At 64.2% G+C, this 12,628-nt stretch carries 16 protein-coding genes; 13 read left to right on the top strand and 3 right to left on the bottom strand.

The window, feature by feature from the left end:
- Positions 1-14: 14 nt before the first annotated feature.
- Entirely contained in the window at positions 15-1,010 is a 996-nt protein-coding gene (locus GJB56_RS01155; protein WP_020968932.1) for an HAD family hydrolase, read from the bottom strand.
- Between the two features lie 200 nt (positions 1,011-1,210).
- Here GJB56_RS01155 and GJB56_RS01160 point away from each other — a divergent pair, with 200 nt between their 5' ends.
- The 12 genes from GJB56_RS01160 (at position 1,211) to GJB56_RS01210 (ending at position 9,941) form a co-directional block, all read left to right on the top strand.
- Positions 1,211-1,471 carry a glutaredoxin family protein gene (locus GJB56_RS01160; RefSeq protein ID WP_003941953.1) on the top strand — a complete coding sequence of 87 codons (261 nt, stop codon included), beginning with the start codon at positions 1,211-1,213 and terminating at the stop codon, positions 1,469-1,471.
- Between the two features lie 140 nt (positions 1,472-1,611).
- Positions 1,612-2,475: a redox-sensing transcriptional repressor Rex gene (locus GJB56_RS01165; protein WP_021343418.1), complete on the top strand. Its 864-nt coding sequence runs from the start codon at positions 1,612-1,614 to the stop codon at positions 2,473-2,475.
- Positions 2,472-3,833 (top strand): glutamyl-tRNA reductase, encoded by a 1,362-nt coding sequence (locus GJB56_RS01170; RefSeq protein WP_019744375.1) that lies wholly within the window; start codon positions 2,472-2,474, stop codon positions 3,831-3,833. Before GJB56_RS01165 ends, GJB56_RS01170 begins: the two co-directional genes overlap by 4 nt.
- Positions 3,830-4,804 (top strand): hydroxymethylbilane synthase, encoded by a 975-nt coding sequence (hemC, locus tag GJB56_RS01175; RefSeq protein WP_019744374.1) that lies wholly within the window; start codon positions 3,830-3,832, stop codon positions 4,802-4,804. Before GJB56_RS01170 ends, hemC begins: the two co-directional genes overlap by 4 nt.
- Positions 4,805-4,864: 60 nt before the next feature.
- Complete coding sequence (locus GJB56_RS01180; RefSeq protein WP_003941969.1) at positions 4,865-6,427, top strand: uroporphyrinogen-III synthase; 1,563 nt, start codon at positions 4,865-4,867, stop codon at positions 6,425-6,427.
- Between the two features lie 75 nt (positions 6,428-6,502).
- Positions 6,503-7,477: a porphobilinogen synthase gene (hemB, locus tag GJB56_RS01185; protein ID WP_113682361.1), complete on the top strand. Its 975-nt coding sequence runs from the start codon at positions 6,503-6,505 to the stop codon at positions 7,475-7,477.
- 49 nt (positions 7,478-7,526) lie between these two features.
- Positions 7,527-8,189: a hypothetical protein gene (locus GJB56_RS01190; RefSeq protein WP_019744372.1), complete on the top strand. Its 663-nt coding sequence runs from the start codon at positions 7,527-7,529 to the stop codon at positions 8,187-8,189.
- Positions 8,190-8,246: 57 nt separating this feature from the next.
- Complete coding sequence (locus tag GJB56_RS31310) at positions 8,247-8,402, top strand: hypothetical protein (RefSeq protein ID WP_019744371.1); 156 nt, start codon at positions 8,247-8,249, stop codon at positions 8,400-8,402.
- A 15-nt stretch (positions 8,403-8,417) separates the two neighbouring features.
- Complete coding sequence (locus GJB56_RS01195) at positions 8,418-8,855, top strand: hypothetical protein (protein ID WP_019744370.1); 438 nt, start codon at positions 8,418-8,420, stop codon at positions 8,853-8,855.
- Entirely contained in the window at positions 8,848-9,363 is a 516-nt protein-coding gene (locus tag GJB56_RS01200) for a hypothetical protein (RefSeq protein ID WP_019744369.1), read from the top strand. Before GJB56_RS01195 ends, GJB56_RS01200 begins: the two co-directional genes overlap by 8 nt.
- Entirely contained in the window at positions 9,356-9,628 is a 273-nt protein-coding gene (locus GJB56_RS01205) for a hypothetical protein (RefSeq protein WP_021333927.1), read from the top strand. Before GJB56_RS01200 ends, GJB56_RS01205 begins: the two co-directional genes overlap by 8 nt.
- 31 nt (positions 9,629-9,659) lie before the next feature.
- Positions 9,660-9,941, top strand: coding sequence for a metal-sensitive transcriptional regulator (locus tag GJB56_RS01210; RefSeq protein ID WP_003942012.1), 282 nt, complete (start codon positions 9,660-9,662; stop codon positions 9,939-9,941).
- Between the two features lie 12 nt (positions 9,942-9,953).
- Here GJB56_RS01210 and GJB56_RS01215 read toward each other — a convergent pair whose 3' ends face one another.
- Positions 9,954-10,469 (bottom strand): TetR/AcrR family transcriptional regulator, encoded by a 516-nt coding sequence (locus GJB56_RS01215; protein ID WP_230091111.1) that lies wholly within the window; start codon positions 10,467-10,469, stop codon positions 9,954-9,956.
- A gap of 30 nt (positions 10,470-10,499) precedes the next feature.
- On the opposite strand from GJB56_RS01215, the gene GJB56_RS31575 reads away from it, so the two are divergent.
- The gene (locus GJB56_RS31575) at positions 10,500-10,643 is read left to right on the top strand and encodes a hypothetical protein (RefSeq protein ID WP_230091112.1); all 144 of its coding nucleotides are present in this window, start codon (positions 10,500-10,502) and stop codon (positions 10,641-10,643) included.
- 40 nt (positions 10,644-10,683) lie between these two features.
- Here the strand turns inward: GJB56_RS31575 and GJB56_RS01225 are convergent, their stop codons facing one another.
- A complete protein-coding gene (locus tag GJB56_RS01225) occupies positions 10,684-12,615 on the bottom strand; it encodes an acyl-CoA dehydrogenase family protein (protein WP_113682445.1) in 1,932 nt (643 codons plus the stop codon).
- Between the last annotated feature and the right edge of the window lie 13 nt (positions 12,616-12,628).

A 12,628-nucleotide genomic window follows, 5' to 3' on the forward strand; every position in this document is an offset into this window, starting at 1 on the left:
CGGACCGAACCCGCTCAGGCGTTCTGTTCTTTGCGCCTGGCGAGAATTGCCGCGAGCGCACCGCCGACTGCTCCGAGTACCAGCGCTGTGGGAACGCCGATTTTGGCGGCCTTTCGTCCGGTGCGGAAATCACGAACTTCCCAACCGCGGTTCTTCGCGAGTTCACGAAGGTCTGCGTCGGGGTTGATCGCCACCGGTGTCCCCACCAACGAGAGCATCGGTACGTCGTTGTGGCTGTCCGAGTAGGCGGAACAGCGCTTGAGATTGAGGCCTTCACGCACCGCCAACGTCCGTACGGCGTGCGCCTTGCCCATGCCGTGCAGGATGTCGCCGACGAGTCGGCCGGTGAAGACTCCGTCCTCACTTTCGGCGACGGTGCCCAAGGCGCCGGTCAATCCCAGTTTCTCAGCGATGACCTGGGCCAGTTCGACCGGAGTTGCCGTCACCAACCACACCTGTTGTCCGGCGTCGAGGTGCATCTGGGCCAACGCCCTCGTGCCTGGCCAGATCTTGTCGGCAATGACCTCGTCGTAGATCTCCTCGCCGAGGCGGGCGAGTTCGGCGGTGGATCGACCGGCCACGAAGGACAGTGCTTTCTCGCGGCCTTCGGCGACGTCGTCGCTACTTTCTCGGCCGGTGACTCGGAACTTGATCTGCTTCCACGCGAAATCCACCAGATCCGAGGTCTTGAGATACTTTCGTGCAGCGAGACCACGGGCGAAGTGGATGATTGACGCACCCTGCACCATGGTGTTGTCGACGTCGAAGAATGCGGCGGCCGTGAGGTCGCGCGGAACGGCCGGGGGCTCTTCGCCGGTTTCCGGTTCTGTGGGGTTGGCAGCTTCGTGCAATGCCAGAGCTGCATCAGCGCTCGCCTCGCCGGCGAGATTGGCTCGAACTTCCGACTCACTCGGGCCCAGCGGATTCTTCACATGGCGACGTCCGGGGAGAATGACCCCGGCAAGCCCTGATCCGAATCCGGAGCCGTTCGGTAGTGATCGCGCAGGCACCCGCACCTCCCGTGTTGCATTCTCGAGCAGAGAACTCTTCGAGTCAGCCTATCCTCCGCGATGAGGCCCGATGGGTTGGATGGTGACCTTCCCTGTGGTGTGTGACGTTCCTCTCCGCCGATTTGGTATCGAGTGGGGCTCCGGAGGCACACTCGACCGATCAAGTAGATGGCGTCCCAGTAGAAGAAAGGTATGCGTCGATGACTGCAGCTACGCATGAAGTGACCCTGTTGACACGCGCAGGATGCGCGTCCTGTGTCGGCGCGGCGGAGGTACTACGACGGGTCTGTTCCGAGTTCGAGCTGGAATTGACGTGCATCGACGTAGACGAAGCTGCCGCGACGGATCCAGAGCTGAGAGCGGAGTACGGAGACAGATTGCCGGTCATTCTTCTCGACGGACGCGAGCACGGTTACTGGGAAGTTGACGAAGAGCGCCTTCGTGACGATTTACGCAAGTAAGGCAACCCTCAAAGTTGTCTGCCAAGCCGCTTTGCAGGTGAACGGCACATCGAACCCGTCTCGAGCAACTTTGTGCATGGGTTCACAAGCGGTTACCGTGGTGTGAACATTCCCCCGGAGCATCGTGGAGGTCGACAGTCGTGTCGACCGGACGAGGAGCCAGCGACGTGACCGAACCGCACCAGACGCATGAGCCTGTGGCTCAGCGCGTCACCGGCGCTGCGGGCTCTTCTGTCACCGACTCGATCGCTCAGGATCGCGTCATCCCCCAGGCTACGGTGACGCGCTTGGCCGCATACCTGCGGGTCCTCGGAGTGATGTCCGACCGGGGTACCTCCATCGTCTCGAGCGAGGAACTTGCCCAGGCGTCCGGTGTCGGATCAGCGAAGTTGCGTAAGGATCTGTCGTTCCTCGGACCCAACGGTGTCCGCGGCGTCGGGTACGACGTCAACAGGCTCCGCATCCGCATCGAGCGTGCACTCGGACTCGATCGTGGGCACAAGGTCGTTCTCGTCGGAGTCGGAAACCTCGGCAAGGCGCTGGTCGGCTACGGCGGATTCAGCCGCCGCGGTTTCGAGATGGTCGGACTCTTCGACAGTGACGCAGATCGAATCGGAAGCAGAGTCGGGGATCTCGTCGTGCGCAGCACCGAGGAACTGACCGTCGCCTGCCGTGAACTGAATGCGACCATCGGCGTCATCTCCACACCGGACGAGGCCGCTCAGGGCGTGTGCGACCAGTTCGTCAGCGCCGGACTGCGCTGCATCATGAGTTTTTCGCCGATCGCCCTAGACGTTCCCGATCACGTGGAACTGCGACGCGTCGATCTCGCCGTCGAGATGCAGGTTCTCTCCTTCAACAGTGCGCGCAATGCCGATCAGGCATCCAGCGCGCCGCGAGTACGAGTGGCTCACGCCGCATCCGCTTCGTCAGTCCCATCCACCAGTTCACCCGCTCCGGTCGGAGCAGGTTCGACAAGAAACGGATCAGTGATCGCGCCGTGAGTGTTCTGCTTGTCGGGGTCTCGCATCGAACCGCGCCCGTCCCGGTGCTCGAGCGAGTAGCTGTCACCGACACCGATCGTCCGAAGCTGATCGACAAGCTTCTGGCGTCTTCGCACATCTCCGAAGCGATGATCGTCTCCACCTGTAACCGGGTGGAGGTCTACGCGGTGGTGGACGCGTTCCACGGTGCACTCACCGAGGTCGGTGAAATCCTCGCCGACCATTCGGGTCTCGACCTGACGGCGCTGCACGCTCACGCGTACGTCCGCTACAGCGAAGCAGCCGTCGAGCACCTCTTCGCGGTGGCCAGCGGCCTCGATTCCATGGTGATCGGCGAACAGCAGATCCTCGGCCAGATCCGTTCGGCCTACGCATCTTCGGATGCGCAGCAGGCCGCCGGACGCGTCGTCCACGAACTGGCTCAGCAGGCACTGCGCGTCGGCAAGCGAGTGCATTCCGAAACCGGAATCGACTCAGCCGGAGCATCAGTCGTATCCGTGGCTCTTGATCGTGCAGCGGGCATCATCGGTGAGGGCGGCCTCGTCGGCCGCACTGCCGTGGTTGTCGGAGCAGGCTCGATGGGCGGTCTGTCGGTTGCGCATCTCACTCGCGCCGGAATCGAACGCATCGTCGTCGTCAACCGGACACAGGAACGCGCCGAGCACCTCGCCGAGACGGCACGCTCCAACGGCGTCGACGCCGACGGTGTTGCCTTCGATCAGCTTTCGGCCGCGATGGCGCAGGCAGATGTCATGGTCACCTGTACCGGCGCGGTCGGGGCAGTGGTCACCCTGGCGGATGTGCACCGCGCACTCGCCGAGCCCGATCGCGACAACACTAAGCATCTGGTCATCTGCGACCTCGGGCTGCCGCGCGACATCGATCCCGCCGTCGCCGGCCTGCCGGGTGTCACCGTTCTCGACATGGAGACGCTGCAGCGTGATCCAGCGGCAGGCGCAGCCGCTTCCGACGCAGATGCCGCACGCACCATCGTCGCCGGCGAGCTTGCGACCTACCTTGCCGGACAGCGCCTCGCCGAGGTCACTCCGACCGTGACGGCTTTGCGTCAGCGCGCCGCCGACGTCGTCGAAGCCGAACTGATGCGGCTCGATTCGCGTCTGCCCGGCCTGGACGATCCGCAGCGCGACGAGGTTGCACGCACCGTGCGACGCGTCGTGGACAAGCTTCTCCACGCCCCGACCGTGCGCGTCAAGCAACTGGCGTCGGCCCCCGGCGGCGACTCCTACGCAGCAGCGCTGCGCGAACTCTTCGAACTCAGCCCCGGATCTCCCGCGGCCGTGGCCACACCCACCGACCTGGTGGACGGCGACCGCACTGGAAGGGACCTGCAGGCATGAGCGTCACCACCCCTCGATCGGGGAGCCCGCTGCGGATCGGCACTCGCGGAAGTCTTCTCGCGACCACGCAGGCCGGCACCGTGCGCGATGCCCTCATTGCAGCGGGACATCCCGCCGAGTTGGTCATCATCAAGACCAAGGGCGACCAGTCCACCGATCCCGTCCAGAAGATCGGCGTCGGAGTGTTCACGGCAGAGCTTCGAGAAGCTTTGCTGGACAACCGCGTCGACGTTGCTGTGCATTCCTACAAGGACTTACCGACCGCGCAGGATCCGCGTTTCGTCATCGCGGCGATTCCGCCTCGTGAGGATCCGCGTGACGCGCTCGTCGCCCGCGACGGTCTGGTCCTCGGGGAGCTTCCGGCCGGTTCCAAGGTGGGAACCTCGGCGCCCCGCCGTGTTTCGCAGCTCAAGGCACTCGGGCTCGGCCTCGACATCGTGCCGTTGCGGGGCAACCTGCAACGCCGTCTCGGCAAGGTCGAATCCGGTGAACTCGACGCCGTGATCCTCGCTCGCGCCGGCTTGTCCCGTATCGGTCTGCTCGATCTCATCACCGAGAACATCGAGCCCGTGCAGATGCTCCCCGCTCCGGCGCAGGGCGCTCTGGCCGTCGAATGCCTTTCTGCCAATGCGGAATTGGCGGCGATCCTGGCTGAGCACGATGACGCCGGTACACGGGCGGCAGTCACTGCCGAGCGTGCACTTCTCGCCGAGCTGGAAGCGGGCTGCACCGCTCCGGTCGGAGCGATCGCGGAGATCGTCGAATCCCTCGACGACGACGGCAGAATCTTCGACGAACTGTCGGTACGCGGCTGCGCAGCCGCCATCGACGGTTCGGACGTCATCCGTACCGGCGCCGTCGGTGCGCCGGACAAGGCCGAGGAACTCGGCCGAGCGGTAGCGCGCGAGTTACTCGAACTCGGCGCCCGCGAGTTGATGAACGTGACTACAGGCGAGGCAGCCGATGTTTGACGCCCCACTTTGCACTTGCACCAAGTTCCCATTTCGATACAGCGCACTGGAGAATCACCGATGACCCGAGTCCGAAAGAACACTCCCGGACGGATCCTGTTCGTGGGATCGGGACCGGGCGACCCCGCCCTGCTCACCGTTCGCGCACGTGACGTCCTCACCGGCGCCGCAATGGCATTCACCGATCCGGATGTCGACAAGGGTGTCGTCGCACTCGTCGGGATCGACATGGGCCGCGACGAGGAGACCGGCGAGCTGATCGCGGACGTGCGTCCGGCACTCGGTGAGCCTGCCGAGGTTGCAAAGACATTGGTGCACGAGGCCAAGAACGGCCACGACGTCGTGCGTCTGGTCTCCGGTGACCCGCTGACCACGGATTCCGTGATCGCAGAGGTCACGGCAGTCGCCCGCACGCAGGTTCAGTTCGAGGTTCTCCCGGGTCTGCCTTCGGGTTCGGCTGTGCCGAGCTACGCCGGTATGGCGCTCGGCTCGGGTCACACCGAGGCCGACGTTCGCGGTGAAGTCGACTGGGCTGCTCTGGCCGCTGCACCGGGACCGCTTGTTCTGCACGCGACGTCGGGACATCTCGCCGAGACCGCCAGCGCGCTGGTCGAGAACGGCTTGGCTCCGCAGACGCCTGCTGCCATCACCGTCCGCGGTACCACTCGTCAGCAGCGAACCGTCGAGGCAACTCTCGCGACGCTCAACGAAGCCGGATCCGAACTGGTGGGCTCGCTCATCGTCACCGTCGGCAAGGTTGTCGCGCAGCGCAACAAGATGTCGTGGTGGGAATCGCGCGCTCTGTACGGCTGGACCGTCCTCGTGCCGCGCACCAAGGATCAGGCCGGCGAGATGAGCGACCGTCTGGTCACTCACGGAGCGATCCCGATCGAGGTTCCGACCATCGCCGTCGAGCCGCCTCGCAGCCCGGCTCAGATGGAGCGTTCGGTCAAGGGCCTCGTCGACGGTCGTTACCAGTGGGTGGTCTTCACTTCCACCAATGCGGTTCGCGCAGTGTGGGAGAAGTTCGAGGAGTTCGGTCTCGACGCTCGCGCCTTCTCCGGCGTGAAGATCGCCTGTATCGGCGAAGCAACCGCAGCCAAGGTCCGCTCGTTCGGCATCAACCCCGAGCTGATCCCGACCGGTGAGCAGTCCAGCGAAGGCCTGCTGGCCGAATTCGCCCCGTACGACGACGTTTTCGATCCGGTCAACCGGGTTCTGTTGCCGCGCGCGGACATTGCAACCGAAACCCTCGCCGAGGGCCTGCGCGAACGCGGTTGGGAGATCGACGACGTCACCGCCTACCGCACCGTCCGGGCGGCGCCGCCGCCGGCCGAGACCCGCGAGATGATCAAGACCGGTGGATTCGACGCCGTCTGCTTCACCTCGTCCTCGACCGTGCGCAACCTCGTCGGCATCGCCGGCAAGCCGCACGCCCGCACGTTGGTCGCGTGCATCGGCCCGAAGACGGCCGAAACTGCTATCGAGTTCGGTCTGCGCGTCGACGTGCAGCCCGAGACCTCGCAGGTGGGACCGCTGGTGGAGGCTCTCGCCGAGCACGCAGCTCGGCTGCGCGCTGAAGGTGCTTTGCCGCCGCCGCGTAAGAAGTCTCGAAGGCGCTAGCGCACCCGTGAGTGGTTGAGGAGTCTGTGGACTCCTCAACCACTCACAGGTTCCGACGAAGGAGGGCTACTTCTCGTGTTTCCCACTCATCGCCCTCGCCGGCTCCGGCGCACCCCAGCGCTCCGGCGACTCGTGGCAGAGACCTCGCTCGAACCCCGGCACCTCGTGTTGCCGATGTTCGTTGCAGACGGCATCGATACGCCGCGTGAGATCAGTTCCATGCCAGGCGTTTTCCAGCACACCCTCGATTCGCTGCGGTCCGCCGCGGTGGAAGCAGTGGAAGCCGGCGTCGGTGGCCTGATGCTCTTCGGCGTCCCCAAGGCGGAGGACAAGGACCCCCAGGGCTCCGGTGCCTCCGATCCCGACGGCATCCTCAACGTCGGATTGCGCGCTCTGGCAGAAGAACTCGGTGATTCAACGGTCATCATGGCCGATACCTGCCTCGACGAGTTCACCGATCACGGCCACTGCGGCGTGCTTAACGCCACCGGCGCCGTCGACAACGACGCAACCTTGATCCGGTACGTCGAAATGGCTCTCGCGCAAGCTGAATCGGGTGCGCACCTGCTCGGCCCCAGCGGCATGATGGACGGTCAGGTGGCTGCGATCCGCGGTGCGCTCGATGCATCCGGGTATGTCGAGGTCGGTCAGCTCGCCTATGCCGCGAAATATGCGTCAGCGTTCTACGGGCCGTTCCGTGAAGCCGTCGGATCCTCACTGCAAGGCGACCGTCGTACTTATCAGCAGGACGGCGCCAACCGCCGCGAGTCGATGCGCGAGGTAGACCTCGACATCGCCGAGGGCGCTGACATGGTGATGGTCAAGCCTGCAATGTCCTACCTCGACATTCTGCGTGAGACCGCCGACCGGTCTCCGGTTCCGGTCGCGGCGTACCAGATCTCGGGTGAGTACTCGATGATCACGGCCGCCGCGCAGAACGGGTGGATCGATCGGGACGCGGCGATTCTCGAATCGCTCACCAGCATTCGCCGCGCCGGTGCCGACGTGGTCCTCACGTACTGGGCGTCGGAAGTTGCCGGATGGCTGTGACGGAGTCACGCATGGTGGCTGCACCGGTATCGACCGATACGCTGGTGTCATGACCGAGCAGTGGCCGCCGTCGCGCCAGGAACCGCCCCGCCGGGAACCTCCCTACGAGAACCAGCCGTTCGAGAATCAGCCGTACCGCGAACTCGGACCGATGCCGACGGGTCAGATCCCGGGATACGGCCCCGGTTACAACGGATACCCGGGCCCCCAGCCGAAACCCGAGCCGCCGACGGACGTCGTGACTGCGATTCAGTTGTGGTGGGCTGTGACGGCGCTGGGATTGGTCCAGGGCGGCGCGATGATCTGGATGCTGCTCGGGCAGAAGTCGATGTTCGTCGACGAGATGCTCAGGAACCAGGCGGCTGTCGACGCCGGTCTGACACGCTCCGACGTGGAGGGCATGTTCCCACTGGTCATCGTGTTCTCCGCTGTCCTGGTGGTGATCGTCACCGCGGTGTTCCTTTTGTTCGTGCGTTCGATGAGTCGTGGCAAGAACTGGGCTCGAATGTTGCTGACGTTCTGTGGAGTCTTCATGTTGGTCTCTGCGATCCCCGTGATCTTCGGGCTCGGCGGCGACGGAGGCGCGGCCACTCTGCTGTTCGGCGGAGCGGAAATCCTGCAGGCAGTTGCTGCTGTCGGGGCGATCGTGATGATGCACCGAAAAGAGTCCAATCCGTACTTTCTTCGTTTCCCCCCGGCGGGGAACCGATAGGTAGCTCGGGGTACTGTGAAACGGGTCACTGCAGTAGTAGGGGAGAGGTCGTAGACAATGAGTTCTCAGGAAGCCCTGCGCACGGAAAGCACCCACGACGCTCCACTGCGCCAACGTGGTTCACGGACCGAAGTGATCTTGTTCGCCATCCTTGGAGCCTCTGTTCTGGTGACACTCCTGGTGCTCATGATTCCGGGCATCGTCAGCGGATAGCGCACACTTGAACCCGTGAGTATCTCTACGAAGGTCCGGCGCCCGACGGCCGTCGAGGCAGCATTCTGGTTGTGGATCGCCAGCGCGTTCCTACTCATACTCTTCGGCCTGATCAATGTCACCAGCGCCTCGTATTCGCTGCGTGAGCAATTCACCGATCAAGGCGTATCGGCCGGAAACATCGACATCTACGTCACCTTCGTGCGGGTGTCCGGGCTGGTTCTGCTGTTGACCGGCCTTGCGATCGGCGGCCTCGCCGGTCCCACTCGCGCCGGAAAACCTCTGTGCCGACGGATCCTGGTGATCGTGTCCGGGGTGTTCGCGGTGCTGCAGATCGCGCTGGTCGTCGCCGGGATCAGTACCGTGCTCGCGCTTGTCGTTCCCGTCATGCTGATCTGTGCCTGCGTCGCGATCTACCGCGACACCACCCGAAGTTGGTTCGCCCGTGGCTGATCGCGCGCCGGAAATCGGCCCGGACGTTCTGTACTACGAACCGGGATCTCGGTGGTGGGCCATCGCGTTCGGTCCGATCTTCTGCCTGATCGCCTTGGTCATCGAGCTGTTCACCGGCCCGGTGGTGCATTGGTTCGGTCTGGCGATGTTCGCCGTGATCCTCACCGGCTTGGTGTACGTGCAGGTGATTGCCGCGCGCCGGCATGCGAGCGTGCTTCTGACCGCGACCACGTTGCGTCAGGGAACCGAAGAGGTGCCGATCACCGAGATCGCCGAGGTGTTTCCCGAATCGGACGACGCCGCCTACGAAGACGAAATGGAGCCGTGGGAAACGGCACGCGCGCTGGGTGAGCTGTCCGGAGTGCCCCGGCGTCGGCACGGTATCGGCTTGCGTCTGACCACCGGGGGATTGGTGCGAGCGTGGGCGAAAGACGATCGGGCACTTCGCGAGGCGTTGAGCCAGGTTGTCACGGTCGGTGTGGAACCGGACGGGTCTGCCGATGATTGAGGCGCAGCCAACTCCGCTCGTCGACGTGAAGACGTGGATCGGTGTACTCGGTATCGTCGCCGCCACGATTCTGGCGGTCGTGTGCTGGCGAGCGGGTACGACGACGTCCGACTTCGGACCGATACTGGAGGGCGCTCCGCCGTTCGAGAGCACGCACTACGACGGTCTCTGGATCTCGGGCGCCGGGTTGTCGATTCTGGTTGCGGGGCTGATGGCCATCGATGTCGTGCGCCGCGTCCGGGTGGGCTTCGTCGCATCGCAGTAGCCCTCATACGGGTAGGGGGTATAGTTGCGGTATGAGTAGTTACAGCCCCGAGCAGGACGATCTGCTCAAACGCCTTCGTCGTATCGAAGGTCAGGTAGCCGGAATCTCGCGCATGGTTGCAGACGACCGGTACTGCATCGACGTGCTCACCCAGGTGTCCGCCGCGACGAGCGCGTTGCAGTCCGTATCCCTGAAGCTTCTCGACGCGCACCTTGCGGGTTGCGTCGTCGAAGCTGCCAAGCAGGGTGGTCCGGAAGCGGACGTCAAGATCAAGGAAGCTCAGGCGGCCATCGCTCGCCTCGTTCGTTCGTAAGGTGTCGGTCCGTCACTCCGTGATGGACCGCGCGAGCGCCCGGGCGGAGAAGCTCACGAAGTACTCGGGTGTGACTTCTTTGGCGATGTTGATGACGATGGTGTCCGACAGGCCTTTGAGTCCGGAGAGCACGAGATGGATCACCGCGGGGTCGTCGATCAACCGGCTCCCTTCGGCTGCAGCAGATTCGGTGAGCGCTCGAATCAATGCCGAGTTGTAGACCGCTACGGATGCGTGAAGTTCCCGCATGCTTTCTCGGTCGGACCCGGCCATGCCTTCGATGTCGCGCCAAGTGGTGGTGAGTCGACCCACCCGTGCCCAGTGCCGAGCAAACTCGGAAATCATGGACTCGAGTAAGGCGCTCAGTCCCTGCTCGCGGGGGAGCGAGTTCACGAAGTCCGCCATTTCCAGCTGACTTTCGCTGAGGAGGGCTGCGAAGATGTCCTGCTTGTCGACGAAATACTGGTAGATCAGTCCGGTGCTGGTTGTGCCATCCCGGTGTCGTTCCTGCCCGGATTCTGGCAGCACATCCAATCGTTCTGGCTCGGATCAGCGGCCATGGAACCCATCCGCTCCGTCATCTACTTCGGTGGGAACGGAGCAGGACCGCACCTGCTCGTTCTGGGTATCTGGCTGGTCGCGGCACTCGGCCTGACCGGACTGCTTGCCTCTCGGCAGTCGAAAAAGACGGCAGCGCAATAAATGTGGTGGGGCCGGCGACTGCCGACCCCACCCGAACCCTTTACTTCAGCCGTACCGCGTCCGTGCCCGGTCCGTCGAGCATCGCGGACCCCAGCAGGATGTCCGGAATGCCGAACCCGTCGATCAGTGTCTCGACGTGGGGGCGCAGGGTGCGGCACCGCTCGTTGATCCCGCGCGTCACGGCCTTCGAACGCTCCACCGACAGATGCCGGTGTTCCATGAACCAGGCCTTGTCCTCCTCGATGACGGACAGTGCGTAGAGGTCGCACACCTCGCCGAAGAGTTCCTTCGCGGTCTCGTCCTCACAAGAGTCGATGCCGGCGACGAATGCTTCCAGGATGACGCGCTCGATGTGCGCCTGAGCGGCTTTGAGCACGTGGTCCTGCACGAAGTTGAACGCGTCGAACGGGTTCTCCTCGCGTTTCTGCGCTGCCTGCAATCGCCTTGCCGCAGTGGCGAGTAGGTACTCCTCGCGGTCTTCGAACATCTTCATCTGGGTGCCGCGGTTGAAGAGGCTGCCGTCCTCTTCGTTGTCCTGGCGAGTGTCGACGATCGTCTGCAGGATCTGCTGCGCTGCCGTGCGCTTCTTGACCACGTCGGAGACCGTCGTAGCCGCGAAGCGCATCCAGTCGACCGGGCTCATGCCGCGGACTTCGTCGGCGTACGAGGTGAGGAGTTCTTTTGCGACCAACTGCGTCAGAACGTGGTTGTCACCCTCGAACGTGGTGAAGACGTCAGTGTCAGCCTTGAGCGCGGTGAGGCGGTTCTCCGCGAGATAGCCTGCGCCACCACAGGCTTCGCGTGCTTCCTGGATTGCCCGAGTGGCATGCCACGTGTTGGCGGCCTTGAGTCCGGCGGCACGACCCTCGAGTTCGCGCTGCTCCTGCGGGTCCGGGTCGTCGCTGCTCTGAATGTCGTGCATCGCGGCGACCAGTTCGTTCTGTGCGAACTGCAGAGCGTACGAGCGGGCGATCAACGGCAGCAGACGCTTCTGATGGACGAGGTAGTCCATGATCAGGACCTCGTCGTCACTCTTCGGAGCACTGAACTGCCTGCGCTGCAGGGCATATCGACCGGCGATGGCCAATCCGACGCGGGCGGCCGCTGCCGCGGAACCACCGACGGTGACACGTCCACGAACCAATGTGCCGACCATCGTGAAGAACCGACGGTTCGGGTTCTCGATCGCCGAAGTGTACGTGCCGTCCTCGGCGACGTCGGCGTAACGGTTGAGCAGGTTCTCACGCGGGATGCGGACCTGGTCGAAGACGATGCGGCCGTTGTCGACTCCGGGCAGTCCACCCTTGAGCCCGCAGTCGGACGTCGTCACTCCGGGGAGGTCGTTGCCGGCGCCGTCACGAATCGGCACGACAAAGCAGTGGACGCCCTGGCTTTCGCCTCCGGTGATCAGCTGTGCGAACACTGCCGCGACAGTGGCGTGCTGGGCAGCGCCGCCGATGTAGTCCTTGCGAGAAGACGGGGTGGGGGAGTTGACGACGAACTCGCCCGTCTCGACGTCGTAGGTTGCCGTGGTTTCGAGTTCCTGGACGTCGCTGCCGTGACCGGTCTCGGTCATCGCAAAGCAACCGAGCAGGTCCAGGTCGATCAGCGGCTTGACGTACGCCTGGTGGTGACGCTCGGTGCCGAGGTTTTCGATGGCGCCGCCGAACAGTCCCCACTGCACGCCGGCCTTGACCATCAGTGAGAGGTCGGACATCGCGAGCATCTCGATGCTGGTGACGGCGCCACCCGCGTCGCCCGTTCCGCCGTGAGAGACCGCGAAACCGTTTGCGGCGTAGCCGAGATCGGCGAGGACCCGCATCTGTTCGAGAGCCTTGGAGCGCGCAATGGCGGTGTTGGGTGTGTAGTGCGGAGCAAAACGTTCGTCGTTCAATTCGCCGCGAACGCGCTCACGCACCTCCCGCCAGCGTCCGTCGAGTGTTGTCCTGAGGTGGTCCGCTGTGGTGGCCATGGAACCGACGATA

Origin of the sequence: Rhodococcus sp. AQ5-07, from assembly GCF_009707305.1 — a bacterium.
Classification (GTDB): Bacteria; Actinomycetota; Actinomycetes; order Mycobacteriales; family Mycobacteriaceae; genus Rhodococcus_F; species Rhodococcus_F erythropolis.